This is a genomic window from Yersinia mollaretii ATCC 43969, from assembly GCF_013282725.1.
Lineage (GTDB): Bacteria > Pseudomonadota > Gammaproteobacteria > Enterobacterales > Enterobacteriaceae > Yersinia > Yersinia mollaretii.
This window is the reverse complement of the sequence record NZ_CP054043.1, coordinates 3497010-3515738: the sequence shown is the minus strand read 5'-3', so window position 1 is coordinate 3515738 and position 18729 is coordinate 3497010. Positions and strand designations below refer to the sequence as shown.

The following is an 18729-nucleotide window of genomic DNA, read 5'->3' as shown; positions in this document are numbered from 1 at the left end:
GATGACCTTATTTGAGAATGAAGACGAACTTAATCATGCGCATCATTGCCGCAGAGTTTAGGCAATTTCTACTATCTCATACTCCCGCAGAATTGAAATACCTCTGAGGCGGCCTCTTCGAGTTGTTGCTCCAGACTGTTGAGGATCTTGGATAACACTTTCTCTTGTGATTTGAACCACTCATCTTTATTGGCATGGGAGGTGACGAGTCGCCAAGACTCTTGGCCTTCCAACTCAGCCAGTTCGCGCAGCATGGCATCAATTTGGTCTCTCACTTCATTGATTTTCCGGCGAAGTCGCTCAAGATCATCAATACAGTCGCTCGCCATCAGCGGCTCAAGCCCCTGCTTCAAACTCTCCAGCAAAGTATGGATCGCCGCGAAATCACCTCGTTGGCGAGCTTGATTGAGCTGGACCATCAACTGATGCGCTCTCTCTTTAAACTCATCCGCCACTAAGTCGGGGTGGCATAGCCGACTGGCTTGCCGCCACAAGCGTTTTAGCTCAAGGCGCTGATCAGAAGAGAGTTTTCGATCACTGTCATGCCGCTGCTCAGCATCATATTGCTGCTCCTGATAGCTTTCGTATTTCTCTTTTGCCTCTTCACGGGCTTTGCGGGTTGATTCGGTATTGCGCGAATAAAAGCTGTTTTCCAGCTCTTGGATTTCGGCCAGCAGTGAGGTCACCAATTCGGTTTGTTGTTGGATCTGTTGACGTATCGCTATGGTTTCGCTGGAAATAGGGGAGAGCGATAGCCAGCGCTGCTTTAACGCCGCCAACTCATCGATGGCCTGAGCAATATATTGCTGGCAGTTGCGATAGTCGCGCTCTTTGCGGCGGGCTTCTGCCTCGGCTTTGCGCAGGGTGCTCTCCGCCAACTGCTTGCGTAAATTCAGGATCTGTTTGGTGATCGGGCCAAGGCGGACATGGTAGAGATCGTTAAAGTCATCGAGCAACTGAATCCGCTCATTTCGTTTATCGATTAACTCGCGTAACTGCTCCTCCAGCGCTTTCAGCTCCAGTTTGCAGGCAGCCAATTCGAGATCCTGCCACTGTGTCACGCCATGTTTGTTGTTCAGCCACGCCGAAATGGCTTTCAGCGCGTCACTGAATTTTCCCTGCTCAATCGCCATGACAATAAACACCAGCGCGGCATCTTCAGCTTCACTTTTAAGGTAGGGAAGTTGCTGGCGGACAATGTCATCATCTTCAAGCTCAATGGCGCTTTTAATGATCTCCAGCCGCTTAATTATTTTTTTCATAGAGTTAGGATTGGCTAATGGCGAAGACGGGATACATACATACTAAACAACGGTTTCAATTTGTTCCAGATGAATAATGAGTGTATTCATAGAAATACGAGGTAACATAGCATTTATAAATAATAGTCTTTATAAACAATAGTGCTTATAAATGAGCGGCATTAAAAGGTAGCACTCATAGCCGAGCAAAAATTGAGTTATTTTCGGAGAAAAGTGAGTGAATACACCTGCAACAGCGCCATACTCCCGACATTTGTTTCATTATGCGCCCTTTAGAAACCTATTTTTTGCCCGTCTTCTCACCGTGTTGGGCAATGGCATCGCGCCGATTGCCTTGGCTTTTGCCGTGCTGGATATCGGCGGTTCCGCTGCGGATTTAGGTCTGGTTGTCGCCGCCCGTTCTATTTTCAATGTCGCCTTCTTATTGATTGGTGGCGTACTTGCGGATCGGTATTCCCGAAGTCTTGTTCTGCTGTCATCATCGACCATTGCCGCCTTATCCCAAGGGGTGGTTGCTTGGTTAGTGCTCGACGGAACAGCCACCATCATGGGATTGGCTCTCCTTGGCACCATTAATGGTGCCGCCGCTGGCATTGCACTGCCAGCCTCTTCGGCAATGGTTCCACAGACCGTCCCCGCATTTCACCTCCGAGCAGCGAATGCCTTTATCCAAGTGGGAATCTATGCAGGCACGATCATTGGTGCTTCGCTAGGGGGTGTTTTGACCAGCACAATTGGGCCGGGATGGGGCTTGGCTGTTGATGCTTTGGGATTTGCCGCCGCCGCGCCGCTCTATTTCTTTGTTCGAACCAACCCGGCATTGTCTCTCGAATCAACCACCAATATCTTGCAGGATCTGCGTGATGGCTGGAAAGAGTTCATTGCTCGCTCATGGGTCTGGTCAATCGTTGTCCAGTTCACCATTGTTAATGCGGCTTTCAGCGGCGTAGTGATGATCCTTGGCCCCATCGTGGCGGACGCCTCATTTGGGCGAGTAGGGTGGGGAATGATTGTGGCCGCGCAAAGTATCGGTCTGATTTTCGGATCATTTATTGCGCTGCGATGGCGTCCACGGCGGGATCTGTTGGTGGGTGTGGTATTGGTTTCACTGAGTGCTGTCCCGATTATTCTCCTCAGTATGATCTCTTCGACAGCCATTCTCATGGGCGGATTTTTTATTGCTGGGGTCGGTTTTGGGCAATTTGGCGTGGTGTGGGCGAATTCGCTACAAACGCATATTCCGCCCGAAAAACTTGCGCGTGTTTATGCTTATGATGCTTTAGGCTCATTTATTGCCATTCCCGTCGGCGAACTGGCTGCGGGGCCACTTGCTATGCGTTTTGGTAGCTCGACAGTTTTACTGGCCTCAGCCATGGCTGTGGTGATAGCGACTATTGCCACCAGTTTTACACCATCGATTAGGCAACTTGATAATGCACCGCGAGTGAAATCGCAGAGTTAGTTGGTGTGCGAGTGTTAGATGGGGTGTTTGTATCGGTTAAGCTGGGTGGATTCTGCGCCTTATGGTGCTGCCATTAGCACAGAATTCATGTAGCGCGATCGGCCGATTTTATCATTTAGTTTTAAACTGCTAACAAAACAAGAAGAAAGAAGAGGTGAGCAGCATCAGAACCACAGGCCAAACGCGGGGTGCGTATCGCCATATTCAATTTAACATAATATACATTATGCGCACCATCATGGCGATAGGCATAATCTGGGGTTTTGGGCGCTGTCATTACTGGTTCAGGTTTATCTTGATAACGCCCGATCTCAACCCTCAATGTTCAACAATCCGAAAGATACGCCACAAACTGGATAAAACCAGTGATGACAACAATACTTATACTTCTATACAAATAGGCTCCACATGGTTATCAATATCTTTGAACCGAGGATTACTATGAAACTATTTAAAGCAATGACGATGTTAGTTCTGTTGGGTGCATTCTCTTCCGGCGCTATCGCCGCCGAATTGTTAACTAAAGATGAACTGAGCAAAAGTCCCGGCCAATATGAAAAAATTGGCACTATTGTCACGGCTGGTGAACTGGCACCAAGTGATGCCAAAGAAGAGCTATCTAAAAAGGCCGATGAATTGGGTGGTGATTATTTTGTTGTAACATCCGCCAATACCAATACAAAAATTCATGCTACAGCCGATGTCTACAAGAAAAAATAATCATGAAATTGAGCACGTTGATATCAATATGGGCTGTTATTTCTACAGCCCTTTTCTTTCCATATCACACCGGCATTATTCAGCACTATTGATATCCCCTCTGGCTAATAACTTCTTTTTAATCCCGCCCCGATCCGGTATGCTCAAAATATGTGAGAGAATTTTCCGGATTTGAAACGTGATTCCACTGCTCAATATTTTCCAGCCATTCCCATCTAAATCAATATATTACCGGCCTTCCCCAAGGCGTAAATTATGAGCCAGTCAGCAATGCGTGGTTCGGCTCTGCCGCTGTTGGTGGCAGGTGCTTTCTTTATGGAAAATCTGGTCTTGGCGGTTTTTGCGGGCAACTTGGCGATGAAGCCTTTTACCTCCGCAATCCTGTACCGCTTTGGTTTCCGCCCTACACTGCTGGTCAATGGTTTACTGAATGCCGTCACCATCTTTGCTTATGCATTGATGACACCTGAGACACCCCATGCGCTGATAGTCCTGCTCCTTTTTATCAGTGGATTAACGCGATCTATGCAGTTTACTGCACTCAATACCTTGGCCTATTCCGAGGTGCCAGCGCCGAAAATGTCCGGCGCCAACACCTTCTCCAACATGGCGCAGCAGCTCTCAATGGGCTTGGGAATCGCCATTGGGGCGCTGGCTCTACGGGTTGCCGAGTGGTTTCACCCCTATCGTGAGGGCACCATCCCACTGGAAAATTTCCAGATAGCGTTTGTGGTGATTGGCGTGGTCGCATTACTATCGATAATCGATACATTAACACTTAACCCTAATACGGGTGATGAGGTACGTCAGCGGCCGTCCAGACGTTGAAAACCCGCAAGCGCTTCCATCTTAAATTAAGCGTATGTTAATCATATCAATGATATTTTTGGCAATGAAAAATAAGGAATGCATATGATCGTTTTCGTTACAGGTGCGACCTCCGGATTTGGTGAGGCTATCGCCCGCAAATTTATTAGCCACGGTCATCAGGTTATCGCCTCGGGTCGTCGTCAGGAGCGGCTGGATGAGCTAAAAGATGAGCTGGGCGATAAGTTGCATATTGTTCGGTTAGATGTACGAAATCGTGCGGCGATTCAACAGGTTATTGATGAACTGCCTGCTGAGCTGAAAAATATTGATCTGCTGGTGAACAATGCGGGGCTGGCATTAGGGCTGGAACCGGCCCACAAAGCCAATGTTGACGATTGGGATACCATGATTGACACCAACACCAAAGGTTTGGTGAATATGACTCGTGCCTTGTTGCCCGCGATGGTCGAGCGTAATGTGGGCCACGTGATTAACATTGGCTCTACCGCCGCTAACTGGCCGTATGCCGGGGGGAATGTTTACGGCGCGACCAAAGCTTTCGTTAAGCAATTCAGTCTGGGCCTGCGCGCCGATCTGCACGGCACCCGTATTCGTGTGACGGATATTGAGCCAGGTATGGTAGGTGGCACGGAGTTTTCAGCGGTGCGCTTTAAAGGCGATGGTGACAAAGTGAATAAAACCTACGATGGCGCTAATCCATTGATCCCCGAAGATATCGCTGAAGCGGTATATTGGGTTGCCACGCTGCCCGCACGCGTCAATATTAACTCGCTGGAAATGATGCCGGTCAGCCAATCTTTTGCTGGGCTGAGTATTCACCGCGAAAGTTAAATAGAGATGATATTCAGGCTGGGGTGTTCACCACCCCGCCCTTAATTGGCCTAATGGGAGCGAAGCTGCAAAATTTTTGTCTCGACCGCTTCCCCTCACCTTCCGTGACGCATTTCAGCCTCGCCTTGTGTGCCGTATTTCCACTTATATAATATACTGGAGGACGACTGAGTGACTACGTTTTGGGAAATGTCAGGCAAAAACATCAATATTTGTTAGTTTTGGCGTAACGGATATTTTGATATCAGTTTTATCTGCTCCGTGATTTTTTTTGTCTTCGCCTTCTTCAGCCTGCTTTCGCATTAACTGAACAAGTTGCTCATAGAGCATCGTCAGTTGATCTTGCAATTCTCTTTGCTCTTCTTTTGACAGGGATTCTCCTTTGCTCATACGCTCCATGATTTTTGAAATCTTGTCTTGTATGTCCTGAATCTGCGAAGATATATCATTACTGGAATGATACTTACCAGATCGATTTTCTGTATTTAACGAGCTACTGTGCAGACCTGTACTTATAACCATTTTTATTCTCTGTTTATGGGTGACTCACTTTAATTAATCGGCGGAAGATAAAAAAAGATGAGACATTTCATCAAAATAAAATCATTTGGTTCTGTCTTTAAGTGATTTTTATTGTATCCGTCATACAAAATCTTAGTGATTGCGAATCAATCAGGTGCTGTGGTAAATGCATTAAAAGAATCTTCTCATCTTGGATGGGGATGATATTTCAACTATCAAATAAAAGTCGATCGCTAAAAGTTAATATTTTAATGCATCGAATAACTGGAGATTTTGACTGTATTTATAACGTTACTCCCCAAAATCCTGATCCCCCCAGTTATGGACGGGTAAAAAATCAGATATAGCACCCGTAAGATTAATATATTTTCAGCCCAACTGAGATATGTGTGACAGCAATAACTTACTGAGTTTAATGAATTTTAACTTTGTGATTTAATAGAGTTTTCTATATGTGTCGCATTTCACACCTGGTCGTATCAGTAATTCCTGGCATAAAGAACTTTAATTTTTAACCATCACACCAAATTCCAAATAAATATTACCAACCAATGTTATAGTGTAAATAAATATTAATAAAGCACTTCGAGTTACTTTTACGTGCTACTATTTTTTTCCACCCTCAGCTTAGTCGCTGGGATAGCAACTTACTTAAATGGATTTTTTATGAAGAACTTTTTATTTGCTTTAATTTTAGCTGCAGGTGCTTTCTCAACCATCGCAAACGCAGAGATAATTTGTTTCACAGACGGTACATGTGTTGATATTGGAGACATCGGGATTCACCCATAAAATAGAGTTGTTCCTGCCTTACCGGAGGAGCGATTCGCCATATTTAGGTAGGCTAAGGCGAACGGTGTTCAGTATCGTTCGCCTTAATATTTGTTGTAATGTTAACTCCATTTATTAATAGTTTCTCTCACACGACTGATATCACTGAATCAGTATTCATTAGTACTTTCGATAAGAGTAAAATGTCGGTTTTTATAGCTTCGCTTCCACTAGGCCTAATTGACTCGCCAACCTGCCACAATAATCAACATCCCTGCCAGCGCAACACCTGCACCTATCCAATCGAAGACCGAAAGTTTCACGCCATCGACTACGCGTAACCAAATTAATGCTGTTGCCACATAGACCCCACCGTATGCGGCATAGACTCGCCCACTCGCGGCAGGATGCAGGGTGAGTAACCAAACAAACATCGCCAAGCTCGCTGCTGCAGGCAACAATAACCAAATTGCGCCCCCTTTGCGTAACCATAAATAAGGTAAAAAACAGCCAATAATTTCAGCTAAAGCGGTGAAAAAAAATAGTAGCGACGTTTTTAACATGCTCAGATCTCTTTATATCGTAATCAACGTATTGTTATTTAAACAAACATTCTCAATTAGCATTAGGTTACTTTACCTACCCGCAGTCAGGTTGTCGCCGACTAGTTTATCTGCCACAAGCAGTGATATAATTTTTATTCGCTGATAGCGTGCCAGTAAATTACATGATGATTTAACATCACCGACTGATAAGGGACTTAAGACGATGAAAATAAATAGCCTGCCACGCCTGATCCGCGTTTTTCTACCGGTCGCCCTGTTGGCATTGCCGCTGACATGGCAAACTCCTGCATTGGCACAATCGGCAAACTGTACTCAGGGCAGCACTTGCGTTTCTGTGGGTGGAAACAATGATCCGATGTCCAAAGAGCAAGCGCGCCAAAGCCAACAGCAGTGGGATGATAATCATCGTCTGCGCGGCAAAGTGAATAATCGGGTAGAAAAGAATTTCGATAAATTTGATCGTGCTGAAGATGCGAAAGATAGCTGCAATCGCAGTGAGAATTTAAACGCCTATTGGGAGCCGAATACTGAGCGCTGCCTTGACCGCTTATCCGGTCGTCAGATTAATCCGTAAATGATAGCTATAACTCAGATTTACTTGAGGTTATAGGGATCTGAGTTATCATTTAAGGTGAGTTTAGGGATCAATTCGCTAGGCAAACTGTTCATCCACATAAGGATTTTATGATGAAAAAAACGCTTATTATTAGCACCTTGTTATTCTCTCTCGCGCCGCTGGCTGCGCTGGCATCTTGCGAAAGCGTCAAGGCGGAGATCGCACAGAAGATTATCAGTAATGGCGTCCCTGAATCTGGTTTTAAACTGGATATCGTGCCGAATGATCAGGTGGAGCAAGCGGGTGGTCAAGTGGTTGGGCATTGCGAGAATGATACCCAGAAAATTATTTATACCCGTATAAATAACGGCGAGTAATCTCGTGTCGTACCCCCGTCAGGGCGTGCCTTTTGGTGCGCCCTTTTGTTTTATTGATAATCATGTTTTATTGATAGCGCTGTTTTGTCGATATTATTCGCCACATTGATAAAGATTCACTGGTCATTCAATTGATAGCCAGTAACAATCTGTCTATCTCACTTTGTCCATCGCGCTAAAAAAGAGGTTTGTCTCGTTATGTCAGCCAGTGACTTTATGGCAGTCAACAACGCCGCATGAAACGGCCTGCTCATCTCTATTACTATCGCGCCATGCTGCGCCGACTGCTGATTTCAATCATGCTGGGCATGATTGCCGCATTGATCGTCTGGTTATTTCATCAGGCCATGTTGGGGCTAGAGTGGCTACTCTTCGCTCGAACCGATGGCAGTTTGGTGGCCGCAGCGTCGTCGATTTCTGGCTGGCGGCGGGCATTAACCCCCGCATTGGGTGGTTTGGCCGCCGGGACATTACTGTGGGCATATCAACGCTATCAGCAGCAAAAGCCCAGTGCGCCGACGGATTATATGGAAGCCATTGAAATTGGTGATGGGCGATTAGATGTCTCTGCCAGTTTGGTCAAATCTTTCGCCTCCTTATTAGTGGTTTCTAGCGGCAGTGCCATTGGTCGCGAAGGCGCGATGGTGCTATTAGCGGCCCTATTTGCCTCGGTTTTTGCGCAGCGCTATGCCAAACCGAGTGAGTGGAAACTTTGGGTTGCTTGTGGTGCGGCGGCGGGGATGGCGAGCGCCTATCATGCACCATTAGCGGGCAGTCTGTTTATTGCCGAAATCTTATTTGGCACCTTAATGCTGGCCTCCCTCGGACCCGTGGTGATTGCGGCCGTCAGTGCTTTGCTCACCACCAATTTGTTGCATGGTGGTCAGGAAACGCTTTATCAAATGGAAGCCCTGCCATCGCCTTGGCCGATACAATATTTCCTGATGGCACTCTTGGGACTCTTAGCCGGTTTTTGTGGGCCATTATTTCTCAAAGCCATGACTGCCAGTGGGCATGCTTTTCGCTCACTTAACCTGTCCCCCCCGTTGCAACTGGCGCTAGGGGGAATCATCGTCGGGCTATTATCGCTGATTTTTCCGCAGGTCTGGGGCAATGGCTACAGTGTCGTCCAGTCATTCTTGACTGCACCACCGGGGGTTTTATTGATTGGCGGAATACTGATATGCAAGTTATTGGCCGTGCTTGCGAGCAGCGGTTCGGGCGCGCCGGGCGGCGTATTTACCCCGACACTGTTTGTTGGTGCCGCTTTAGGCATGTTATGTGGGCAGATGTTTGCTTGGTGGCCCGCTCTCGGCGACAACATTGCGTTGTTAATGGCATTGACCGGAATGGCAACTCTGTTGGCGGCTACCACTCATGCCCCGATTATGGCCGCATTAATGGTTTGCGAAATGACCGGTGAATATACCCTACTCCCCGGTTTGCTATTATCTTGCGTTATTTCGACAACCATTGCGCGCTGGCTACGCCCAATATCGGTATATCATTCACGTTAAAATAGGCCATTGACGTCAGACTATTATTCACTTAATCCCCCCAATCGACGGGGTAATTAAATTATTGACTGATTACGGACAAATCTAAATATTTTGCCAATGGCTTTTCTTCCGGATGTGGCAAATAAGGTAATTGCCCTAACTGTGGTGCTGGTAAACGCTCACGTAGCATGGCGATTGTTTCAGCATAATGCGCTAATCCAGGATTAATACGATTCGCGACCCAGCCTAATAATGGTAATCCATCATTGATAATAGCTTGTGCCGTTAATAAAGCATGGTTGATGCAGCCCAACTTAATGCCGACAACTAAAATAACCGGTAATTGTTCCTGTATTACCCAGTCAGAATAGAAACGTTGGTCATTCATCATGACTTTCCAGCCACCACAGCCTTCGACTACCACAGTATCCGCTTTAGCAGATAAGCGCTGTAACCCTTCCGTCATATCGCCGTAATTAATCAGCGTATCCGAACAAGCATGGATAACATCCGCTTGCAACGGGAATGGGTTAACTTCCTGATAATTAAGCTCAATGGATGACGACGCCTGTAAAATCAGCGCATCCTGATTACGCAATCCATCGGGTGTTTCTTTGCTCTCTGTCGCGACGGGTTTATAGCCCGCCGCTGTTCTGCCATTTTGGCTTAGGGCCTGAAGTAAAGCCCGTGACACCACAGTTTTACCCACAGCGGTGTCAGTGCCCGTCACAAATACTCGCGTTAACATAACAATACTCCGAAATCTGGCCACGCAGACTTACATCTTTTCGCTTAACATTAGCGAAATAGGCAACATGGATAAAAGTCTAGGCGATGCCGACATCGGACAGCTTGCGTTAGCGCAAGGTTTTGCCGAACTGAGAGAGGTTTTTAACGAATAATAGCTATTAATAGGCGAGGTACATTAGACATACCCACTAATAATTAACTCTTAATTATTAGTGTTAATAGGTTAGCCTTGTAGCAGTTTCACTAATAATGAACCGTTATACAGTGCTTCTTTGACTAATGCGGCACCGGGCATAGTGCCCTGATTAAAGAATGCGGTTGGTTCAACAAGGATATTATCGCTGTATGCAGGCAGTGCTTGTTGGCGAATACAAGATGCAATTGCCGGATGTAAAATAGAGGCCGCTTTATTGAGTGGCGAACCCACTAGAATTTTTTCTGGATTAAATAAATTGACCATAATGGCAACAATTCGCCCAACGCTGTGGCCTACGCCCAATATAATATCTTTAGCGAGTTGATCGCCCGCCAAGGCAGCATCACATAAAGATTCAACACTCAATGGTGTGCTATGTAATAAAGAACTCATGGAGCCGTTTAATCGCTGTTGCGCAATTTCCAGCATATTTTCAATACTGGCGACCGTCTCAAGGCACCCATGATTACCGCAATAACAAAGTTTGCCATAGGGATCAACTTGGGTATGACCAATCTCGACCACACTGCGACTGCCGGCATGTAATACCCTGCCAGCGGTAATCACCCCAGCACCCACATTATGGTCAATCACTACCTGAATCACATTCTGGCATCCTCGCGAAGCACCATATAGCGCTTCTGCCATGGTCCAGGCGCAAATATCGTGTTGCAGATAGACCGGCAGTCCCGTTCGCTGCTCTAGCGCGGGGCCAAGGAGCATTTCATTCACATCATAAAACGGCATTTTATGCACAATACCGGCTGGCGCATCAATGATGCCCGGCATGGTAATCGCGATAGCCGTTAGCCTTTCAAGCTTTTCTTGATGCCGGATAAAGAAGCGATCCACTTCGTTGAGAATACGATTTAGCAGCGGTTCCGGGTGGCTATTAGGTAATGGAATCTGATCTTCAACCACCAGTTTGCTACTGAGGTCGCGCAATGCGAGGGTGATAAAGTCACGGCTGATACGCCCAGAGACGTAATGCCAAGCTTCGGTATCTAGAACTAAACCAATGGCAGGCCGCCCACGGCTACCCACATCTTGATATTCAGTCTCTTTAACCAGATGCGCTTCAACCAGCTCTCGCACGATTTTAGTGATACTGGCGGGGGCCAATTGCGCCCGCTTAGACAGTTCAATGCGTGATATTGGGCCGAACAAATCAATTAGCCGATAAACGGCCCCTGCATTGGTCTGCTTGATTTGATCAATATGCCCAGGCTGTCCATCCGTAATCACTAAACCGGCTCCTTCTCTGCCAACCGAGTATTTTTCGCGCTTCTAAATAAAGATTATCGGCTATGTTGGGGCTTTTGGCATATGACGTCAACTATTTGATTAGTTATGTGATTTACTGCACATAATCACCGATTTCCGGTGACGAAATGCGGGTTATTTAGACGGTATATGGCCCGTGCATTAAATGATGTCAGCCACCATCAGGCGAATCAGTGCTTCTGCTGGGGCGGTAACAGGTCGGTGTTTGTGGTTAACTAACCAGACTTCGGTCGTCGCACTGGCTTCTGCCAAGGGCAAGTATTTCACTCCATCCACTTTTACCCGAGTAAATGAGGCGGGCAAGATTGAAACCCCTAAACCGGAAGAGACCAATCCCACGATGGTCATCGCCTCCCCGACTTCCTGCGTAATATAAGGTGTGATGCCCGCCCGCGCTAACAGCGTGAGGATCTCGTCATACAGCGCAGTCCCCACCTCACGCGAAAAGAAGACAAAAGGCTGTTCCGCCAGTGAGCTAAATTTGACACTCCCCTGAGGCAGTGAAGCTAATGGGTGATCTTCGTGGACCACCGCAACCAAGGGCTCACGCAGCAGCAATCGATATTGCAGTGCATCTGGCAACCGTGTATTTCGCATCACACCCAGATCCAGTCGCCCATCCAGCAGCGGTTCAATTTGTTGCTTGGTATTGACCTCCTGCATCTTGATATGGACTTGCGGGTGTAATTGGCGGAATGCGCGTAAGTTTTTAGAGACCACGCTAATAAAGGGGGCTGATGAGGTAAAACCGATGGTCAGCTCGCCGGACTCTCCACGATGCAGCCGTGCTGCCTTTTCTGATGCCGAGTTTACCTGCGCCAGAATTTGATAGGACTCTTTTAAAAACAGAGTACCGGCTTGAGTTAAGCTGACATTGCGGTTGTTGCGGTCGAATAATCGCGCACCAATTTGCTCCTCCAAAATTTGAATTTGCTGGCTCAGCGGCGGCTGAGAGATACGTAACCGTTCTGCCGCACGACCAAAGTGCAGCTCTTCAGCCACGGCAATGAAGTAGCGTAAGTGCCTGAGTTCAATGCTCATTGAGTTCCATTGATATGTTTAACGTCTTATTTGTAATAATTAATATATTAGACAAAAAACTCAGCTATTTCTATGATCCCGTTATTAAGCTGTTTAGTGGTTAGCGCCCGTGTTTTTTTGGCAAAATTGTTTTTTGCAAAATGGTTTGGCGAAAAAGTGTCTTTGATTGTGTAAATGATAAGGAAATACCGTGACCACCTCTTCGCGCACCACGGCGACCGTAGCGCCAGCGCCCGCAGCAAATGATGATGCCACCTCTTCAGTATCGGCACCCGATGTGACCCGTTTATCGAAACGCCCTTATATTCAACGGGGTACGCCCCAGTTTATTCGCGTGACACTGGCTTTCTTTTCAGCCGGATTAGCCACCTTTGCCCTGCTCTATTGCGTGCAGCCAATCCTGCCGCTGCTCTCGCAGGATTTCAATATCTCACCGGCTGCCAGCAGTTTATCGCTTTCAGCGGCAACGGGGATGTTGGCTTTTGGGCTGATGTTTACCGGTCCTCTTTCGGATGCGGTCGGGCGCAAGTCAGTGATGGTGATCGCGCTGATGTTGGCGGCAATCTGTACCCTTATTTGCTCATTTATGACCAGTTGGCACGGTATTTTGCTGATGCGGGCATTGATTGGTTTGTCCCTCAGCGGGGTGGCTGCCGTAGCAATGACCTACCTCAGTGAGGAGATTCACCCGAGTTTCGTTGCACTGTCTATGGGTTTATATATCAGCGGCAACTCCATTGGTGGGATGAGTGGTCGCCTGATCACCGGGGTACTCAGTGATTTCTTTTCATGGCGTATCGCGCTGGCGGTGATTGGCTTATTTGCTTTAGCTGCTGCTTGCCTGTTTTGGCGTATTCTTCCCGCGTCGAAACATTTCCGCCCCACCTCTTATTACCTTAGCCAAGCCGTCGTGGGCTTATTATCGATAGTTTATCTGACGGGATCTTATAGCTCGCCTAAAGCTGGCTCCCTCACCAGCCGTTATGGTCGTGGGCCGATTTTATTGGCCTCGATTGGGATGATGCTCATTGGCGTTACTATTACCGCTTTCCCGCCCGTCATCACTATTTTTATTGGCATGATGATATTTACGGCCGGCTTCTTTGCCGCTCACTCGGTTGCCAGTAGCTGGATTGGTCGTCGCGCTCGCCGAGCGAAAGCACAGGCGTCGTCACTTTATCTGTTTTGCTATTATGCCGGATCGAGTGTCGCGGGAACTTTAGGCGGTATTTTCTGGCTTAATTTAGGCTGGGCGGGGGTTGTCGCCTTTATCGCAACGATGTTATTACTCGCGTTATATGTGGGGCAGCGGCTACGTAAATTGCCAGAAGCCGCGAGAATTTAATGTTCTAAATAAAAATGTCGAAATGTAAATTAAGTATATAATGTAACTAGGAATTTTTTCACGGTGAACATTTCCTTAATTTATGTCATTTCAGGAGAGCATTATGACCAGTCACTTTCTTACGCTTTGGGATATTCTGGCGACCACCTTTTCGATTTTCTTTTTCATTGCTTACTTACTGATCCTGTTTCAGGTCATTTCTGACCTCTTCAGGGACCATGAGCTAAATGGTTTTTATAAAGCAATTTGGATTATCTTCTTGCTGTTTATCCCACTACTGACCTCGCTTATTTATCTGGTCACTCGTGGCAAAGGTATGGCACAGCGTTATCGTGCGACGGTGCAAAAATCAGTCGCTGAAACCAATGATTATATTCGTCATGTTGCGGGTAAATCACCGGCAGAACAGATTGCTGACGCCAAAAAATTGTGGGATGAAGGCACGATCACTGAAAGTGAATACATGCAACTCAAAGCCAAAGCATTGGCCTAATATTTGATTCATCACTCAAGGCTAAATGTCATTTGTTGGGTATTTAGTCTTGAGTGTTTCGCTACTCTCCTTGGAAAAATTCACGTCAATCAAAGCCCTTTTTGTGTTCAATCCCTGCCCCACGTTCCTGTTAAGACCCTTCAATCCTGCATATGTCCGATTCATTAATGGCAACACTTTGCTTTCAAAGGTCGCTTTTTTATTGGCGTCACATAATGTATGTTGTAACTAAAATAACTTTAATTAGAAAAGACAATGAACAAGTATGATTTGATAGAACGCTTAAATACTCGATTTGCTTCACTGGAGATTGAATTGCAGCTCCTCCACCAGCAACTCATTGATCTTCCTTTGCTTGCTGCCCGGGTATTTTCGCTACCTGAAATTGAGAAAGGTACCGAGCATAACCCCATCGAGCAAATTGCTGTAACAGCGACTGTGGGCCATCAAGCCAGAGATCTGGGGTTACAACATTATCAGCGGCTATTCCTTCACCACCAAGGGCAAAATACCAGTAGCAAAGCCGCCCTACGCCTCCCCGGTGTACTCTGTTTCTCTGTGACAGATAATCAATTGAGTGAATGCCAAAATACCATTCGTGAAATTAATCAGTTAAAGACCGAATTAGAACAGATCATCACGGTCGAGTCAGGGCTACCCAGTGAACAGCGTTTCGAATTTGTGCATACTCATTTGCATGGGCTGATCACTCTGAATACTTATCGCACGATCACGCCGCTATTAAACCCCAGTTCAGTGCGTTTTGGTTGGGCTAACAAACATATTATAAAGAATGTGACCCGCGAAGAGATATTGGTGCAGTTAGACAAAAGCCTGAATGCAGGTCGGGCCGTGCCACCTTTCACCCGAGAACAATGGGTAGAGTCAATTAGCGTCGAAATCAACGATATTCATCGCTTGCCGGAAAAAACAAAGTTGAAGATAAAGCGGCCAGTTAAAGTGCAGCCTATCGCGCGAGTTTGGTATCAAGAGCAACAAAAGCAGGTACAACACCCCTGCCCTATGCCACTGATTGCTTTTTGTCAGTCTCAATCAATGGTTGAATTGCCCAAATTAGGTGAGTTAACCAACTACGATGTCCGCCAAATTAAGCATAAATACAAGCCAGATGCCAAGCCGTTGCGGCTGTTGGTGCCAAGATTATATTTGTATATTGAAGAAGCGAAATGAAAAACGCCGGGTCCAATCCGGCGCTTATAAGCTCCCAAAGTGATCATTACTTCATGCTTCCGACCATATCTTCCGGCCTGACCCATTCATCGAACTGCTCACTTGTCAGATAACCTAACTCCAGGGCGGCGGCTTTAAGTGTTAATCCTTGTTTATGGGCCTTTTTAGCAATCTCAGCCGCTTTGTCATAACCAATATGAGTATTCAGGGCGGTAACTAGCATCAGTGACTCATTCAGTAGCTGCGTAATGCGATCTCGATTTGGCTCAATACCTACCGCACAATGCTCATTAAAGCCCCGCATACCATCGGCCAGTAAGCGAATTGATTGCAGGAAGTTATGGATAACCAGTGGGCGGAACACATTCAGCTCAAAGTTACCGGATGCCCCACCTATATTGACCGCCACGTCATTACCCATCACCTGAGCACACAGCATGGTCATGGCTTCACATTGTGTCGGGTTCACTTTACCCGGCATGATGGAGCTGCCCGGTTCATTCTCAGGAATAGCGATTTCACCAATGCCGCAACGAGGACCAGAAGATAGCCAGCGCACATCATTGGCAATTTTCATCAGCGACGCCGCCAAGCCTTTTAATGCACCATGACCATGAACCAATGCGTCACAAGTGGCTAATGACTCGAATTTATTCGGTGCAGTAATAAATGGTTGATGTGTCAGCGCCGCAATCTCATTTGCCACACGCACGGCATACTCTGGATGCGTATTCAGGCCAGTGCCGACGGCAGTCCCCCCAAGCGCCAACTCACAGAGATGGGGGATCGCAGATTCAATATGTTGTGTGCTGTGGGCTAACATCGCCACCCAGCCTGAGATCTCCTGCCCCAATGTTAATGGTGTCGCATCTTGTAAATGTGTCCGGCCAATTTTCACAATATCGCGATAGGCCAGTGCTTTTTCCGCCAACGTGCCCTGCAATATCTTTAGCTCAGGTAGCAGATCTTTTTTTAATCCAATAACAGCCGCGACATGCATTGCCGTTGGAAATACATCATTTGAACTTTGGCTCTTGTTAACATCATCATTGGGATGCACCAAGCGGTTATTTCCCCGTTCGCCCCCCAATAACTCACTGGCGCGGTTAGCCAACACTTCATTCATGTTCATGTTGGTCTGAGTGCCAGACCCAGTCTGCCAGATAGATAGCGGGAATTCGCCAGAATGGCGATCAGCCAACACTTCATCGGCAGCACGCATAATGGCCTCCGCTCGGTCGGCAGGTAACAATCCCAGATCCCTATTGACCTTCGCCGCAGCCCGTTTGGTCAACGCCAAAGCATGGATCAACGCCGTCGGCATTTTCTCTTGTGAGATGCGAAAATGTTCTAACGAGCGTTGGGTTTGTGCGCCCCATAACTGGTTTGCCGGTACATCGATAGGCCCCATGGAGTCTTTTTCACTGCGAGTCGTCACCATCACTACCTCCTTAGCATTTGTCACTGAAAGGTTGAAGTCTGTTATGTCGCCTCCTAGGCAACATGAACCTTATCATGACATATTTATCGCCACCTTTATGCGATTGATTCGCATTTCTACCATTTGTGATGCCAACCTGCGAGACGGATAGCATTACTACTTGCAACCCCTTGACCCCCATTGTTTACTAAGGGACTATTTTTCTCGGGCACGGGGATTTGCCAAATTGTCATACAAGATGGCTGATGGGTTTCTCCCTAATTGTGGCCCTTAACGAGTGGCAGATCTTAAACATGCAAAAAATGAAGAATGCAGTACAAAACTATGCTTGGGGCAGTACGGATGCGCTGACAAAGCTTTATGGCATGGCCAATCCGCAAGGTAAACCGATGGCTGAACTGTGGATGGGTGCTCATCCCAAGAGCAGCTCTGAGGTGGCTGATGCAAGTGGCCAATGGCATTCATTGCGTGAGGTGATCGAGCAAGATCCTGAAGCCAATTTGGGTCATGACGTGTTCAAGCACTTTGGCGAACTCCCCTTCCTGTTTAAAGTGCTCTGTGCCGCTCAGCCGTTGTCAATTCAGGTTCACCCAAGTAAAACCGCCGCCGAAATTGGTTTTGCAAAAGAGAATCAGGCTGGAATTCCGCTGGATGCAGCCGAACGAAATTATAAAGATGCAAACCATAAACCTGAGCTGGTCTATGCTCTAACCCCTTTTCAGGCTATGAATGGTTTCCGTACACTGGAAGATATTCAGGAATTACTCCCGCCGCTGGCCGCAGCACATCCCGATATCGCCGCATTTTTGCGCGAACCGGATACTGAGCATCTTGCCACACTCTTTGCCAGCTTACTGAGTATGGCGGGAGAACCGAAAACGCGCGCACTTGCCATCCTGAAAGCGGCATTAAATAACCAATTGGGTGAGCCATGGGATACCATTCGCAGTATTTCGCGTTTTTACCCTGAAGACAGCGGCTTGTTCTCCCCTCTGCTGCTGAACGTCGTCACGTTGCAACCTGGCGAAGCGATGTTCCTGTATGCAGAAACCCCACATGCTTATCTGGACGGTGTGGCATTAGAGGTCATGGCTAACTCAGATAACGTGTTACGTGCGGGACTAACACCGAAATTTATCGATATTCCCGAGTTAATGGCCAATCTGCAATTTATCCCAAAACCAGCTGATACCCTGTTAACAGCACCCCAGCAGCAGGATAATGAGTTAGTCTTCCCCATTCCCGTTGACGATTTTGCCTTTTCTCTACACACATTAACCCCTGCTCCTCAGGCGTTAGCGCAAAACAGTGCTGCTATTATATTCTGTGTTCAAGGGCAGGCCGTGCTGCAAAAACAACAACAGGAGATCACTCTGCAACCGGGTGAATCCTGTTTTATACCGGCTAATGAATCACCGGTCACTGTGCAAGGAACAGGCACTATTGCGCGGGTTTACAACGCAGAATGAACAAAGTTACTCATTTTGTTGTCAATTACTGGCTTTTTGCCGTTTCGATAGTTAGATTTCGAACTCGCATTAGAGAGTTATCGAATCAATAGTCTTTGTACTCGGTGAGTTTGATCTATATT

General features: G+C 47.0%; 17 protein-coding genes and 1 pseudogene. 11 read left to right on the top strand and 7 right to left on the bottom strand.

Annotation, left to right across the window (positions count from 1 at the left end):
• Window positions 1-71 precede the first annotated feature (71 nt).
• Window positions 72-1262, bottom strand: coding sequence for a hypothetical protein (locus tag HRD69_RS15670; RefSeq protein ID WP_004874364.1), 1191 nt, complete (start codon window positions 1260-1262; stop codon window positions 72-74).
• A gap of 217 nt (window positions 1263-1479) precedes the next feature.
• Between HRD69_RS15670 and HRD69_RS15665 the strand changes: the two genes are divergently transcribed.
• The 4 genes and pseudogenes from HRD69_RS15665 (at window position 1480) to ydfG (ending at window position 5106) form a co-directional block, all read left to right on the top strand.
• The gene (locus HRD69_RS15665) at window positions 1480-2724 is read left to right on the top strand and encodes an MFS transporter (RefSeq protein ID WP_032813699.1); all 1245 of its coding nucleotides are present in this window, start codon (window positions 1480-1482) and stop codon (window positions 2722-2724) included.
• Between the two features lie 441 nt (window positions 2725-3165).
• On the top strand, window positions 3166-3444 hold the full coding sequence (yahO, locus tag HRD69_RS15660; RefSeq protein WP_004874367.1) for a DUF1471 family periplasmic protein YahO: 279 nt from the start codon (window positions 3166-3168) through the stop codon (window positions 3442-3444).
• Between the two features lie 285 nt (window positions 3445-3729).
• A pseudogene (locus HRD69_RS15655) lies at window positions 3730-4272 on the top strand (MFS transporter); the annotation flags it as partial.
• 84 nt (window positions 4273-4356) lie between these two features.
• Entirely contained in the window at window positions 4357-5106 is a 750-nt protein-coding gene (gene ydfG / locus HRD69_RS15650) for a bifunctional NADP-dependent 3-hydroxy acid dehydrogenase/3-hydroxypropionate dehydrogenase YdfG (protein ID WP_004874369.1), read from the top strand.
• A 192-nt stretch (window positions 5107-5298) separates the two neighbouring features.
• Here ydfG and HRD69_RS15645 read toward each other — a convergent pair whose 3' ends face one another.
• Window positions 5299-5628, bottom strand: coding sequence for a FlxA-like family protein (locus HRD69_RS15645; RefSeq protein ID WP_032813701.1), 330 nt, complete (start codon window positions 5626-5628; stop codon window positions 5299-5301).
• 1007 nt (window positions 5629-6635) lie between these two features.
• Window positions 6636-6962: a YnfA family protein gene (locus HRD69_RS15640; protein ID WP_004874371.1), complete on the bottom strand. Its 327-nt coding sequence runs from the start codon at window positions 6960-6962 to the stop codon at window positions 6636-6638.
• Between the two features lie 205 nt (window positions 6963-7167).
• Here HRD69_RS15640 and HRD69_RS15635 point away from each other — a divergent pair, with 205 nt between their 5' ends.
• The 3 genes from HRD69_RS15635 (at window position 7168) to clcB (ending at window position 9415) form a co-directional block, all read left to right on the top strand.
• Entirely contained in the window at window positions 7168-7539 is a 372-nt protein-coding gene (locus tag HRD69_RS15635) for a DUF1283 family protein (protein ID WP_004874372.1), read from the top strand.
• Between the two features lie 113 nt (window positions 7540-7652).
• Window positions 7653-7898 carry a DUF1161 domain-containing protein gene (locus tag HRD69_RS15630; RefSeq protein ID WP_032813703.1) on the top strand — a complete coding sequence of 82 codons (246 nt, stop codon included), beginning with the start codon at window positions 7653-7655 and terminating at the stop codon, window positions 7896-7898.
• Between the two features lie 236 nt (window positions 7899-8134).
• A complete protein-coding gene (clcB, locus tag HRD69_RS15625) occupies window positions 8135-9415 on the top strand; it encodes a voltage-gated ClC-type chloride channel ClcB (protein ID WP_004874374.1) in 1281 nt (426 codons plus the stop codon).
• A gap of 61 nt (window positions 9416-9476) precedes the next feature.
• Here clcB and bioD read toward each other — a convergent pair whose 3' ends face one another.
• From bioD to HRD69_RS15610, 3 genes are all read right to left on the bottom strand, one after another.
• Window positions 9477-10145 (bottom strand): dethiobiotin synthase, encoded by a 669-nt coding sequence (gene bioD, locus HRD69_RS15620; RefSeq protein ID WP_004874375.1) that lies wholly within the window; start codon window positions 10143-10145, stop codon window positions 9477-9479.
• A gap of 225 nt (window positions 10146-10370) precedes the next feature.
• Window positions 10371-11588 (bottom strand): sugar metabolism global transcriptional regulator Mlc, encoded by a 1218-nt coding sequence (mlc, locus tag HRD69_RS15615; RefSeq protein WP_004874376.1) that lies wholly within the window; start codon window positions 11586-11588, stop codon window positions 10371-10373.
• A gap of 180 nt (window positions 11589-11768) precedes the next feature.
• Complete coding sequence (locus tag HRD69_RS15610) at window positions 11769-12668, bottom strand: LysR family transcriptional regulator (protein WP_004874377.1); 900 nt, start codon at window positions 12666-12668, stop codon at window positions 11769-11771.
• A gap of 190 nt (window positions 12669-12858) precedes the next feature.
• Between HRD69_RS15610 and HRD69_RS15605 the strand changes: the two genes are divergently transcribed.
• The 3 genes from HRD69_RS15605 to tus all read left to right on the top strand — a co-directional run bounded on the left by HRD69_RS15605 (window position 12859) and on the right by tus (window position 15697).
• Window positions 12859-14013, top strand: coding sequence for an MFS transporter (locus tag HRD69_RS15605; protein ID WP_004874378.1), 1155 nt, complete (start codon window positions 12859-12861; stop codon window positions 14011-14013).
• Between the two features lie 103 nt (window positions 14014-14116).
• Window positions 14117-14506, top strand: a complete 390-nt coding sequence (locus HRD69_RS15600) for a PLDc N-terminal domain-containing protein (RefSeq protein ID WP_032813705.1) — start codon at window positions 14117-14119, stop codon at window positions 14504-14506.
• Between the two features lie 255 nt (window positions 14507-14761).
• On the top strand, window positions 14762-15697 hold the full coding sequence (tus, locus tag HRD69_RS15595; RefSeq protein WP_004874380.1) for a DNA replication terminus site-binding protein: 936 nt from the start codon (window positions 14762-14764) through the stop codon (window positions 15695-15697).
• Window positions 15698-15743: 46 nt separating this feature from the next.
• Here the strand turns inward: tus and fumC are convergent, their stop codons facing one another.
• Window positions 15744-17138, bottom strand: coding sequence for a class II fumarate hydratase (gene fumC / locus HRD69_RS15590; protein ID WP_032813707.1), 1395 nt, complete (start codon window positions 17136-17138; stop codon window positions 15744-15746).
• A gap of 293 nt (window positions 17139-17431) precedes the next feature.
• Between fumC and manA the strand changes: the two genes are divergently transcribed.
• Window positions 17432-18607, top strand: a complete 1176-nt coding sequence (gene manA, locus HRD69_RS15585) for a mannose-6-phosphate isomerase (RefSeq protein ID WP_004874382.1) — start codon at window positions 17432-17434, stop codon at window positions 18605-18607.
• Window positions 18608-18729: the final 122 nt, after the last annotated feature.

Coding starts and splice junctions, on each gene's coding strand:
- HRD69_RS15670 (WP_004874364.1), bottom strand. CDS start 1,262: ATGAAAAAAATAATTAAGCGGCTGGAGATCATTAAAAGCGCCATTGAG.
- yahO (WP_004874367.1), top strand. CDS start 3,166: ATGAAACTATTTAAAGCAATGACGATGTTAGTTCTGTTGGGTGCATTC.
- ydfG (WP_004874369.1), top strand. CDS start 4,357: ATGATCGTTTTCGTTACAGGTGCGACCTCCGGATTTGGTGAGGCTATC.
- HRD69_RS15645 (WP_032813701.1), bottom strand. CDS start 5,628: ATGGTTATAAGTACAGGTCTGCACAGTAGCTCGTTAAATACAGAAAAT.
- HRD69_RS15640 (WP_004874371.1), bottom strand. CDS start 6,962: ATGTTAAAAACGTCGCTACTATTTTTTTTCACCGCTTTAGCTGAAATT.
- HRD69_RS15635 (WP_004874372.1), top strand. CDS start 7,168: ATGAAAATAAATAGCCTGCCACGCCTGATCCGCGTTTTTCTACCGGTC.
- HRD69_RS15630 (WP_032813703.1), top strand. CDS start 7,653: ATGAAAAAAACGCTTATTATTAGCACCTTGTTATTCTCTCTCGCGCCG.
- clcB (WP_004874374.1), top strand. CDS start 8,135: ATGAAACGGCCTGCTCATCTCTATTACTATCGCGCCATGCTGCGCCGA.
- bioD (WP_004874375.1), bottom strand. CDS start 10,145: ATGTTAACGCGAGTATTTGTGACGGGCACTGACACCGCTGTGGGTAAA.
- HRD69_RS15610 (WP_004874377.1), bottom strand. CDS start 12,668: ATGAGCATTGAACTCAGGCACTTACGCTACTTCATTGCCGTGGCTGAA.
- HRD69_RS15600 (WP_032813705.1), top strand. CDS start 14,117: ATGACCAGTCACTTTCTTACGCTTTGGGATATTCTGGCGACCACCTTT.
- tus (WP_004874380.1), top strand. CDS start 14,762: ATGAACAAGTATGATTTGATAGAACGCTTAAATACTCGATTTGCTTCA.
- fumC (WP_032813707.1), bottom strand. CDS start 17,138: ATGGTGACGACTCGCAGTGAAAAAGACTCCATGGGGCCTATCGATGTA.
- manA (WP_004874382.1), top strand. CDS start 17,432: ATGCAAAAAATGAAGAATGCAGTACAAAACTATGCTTGGGGCAGTACG.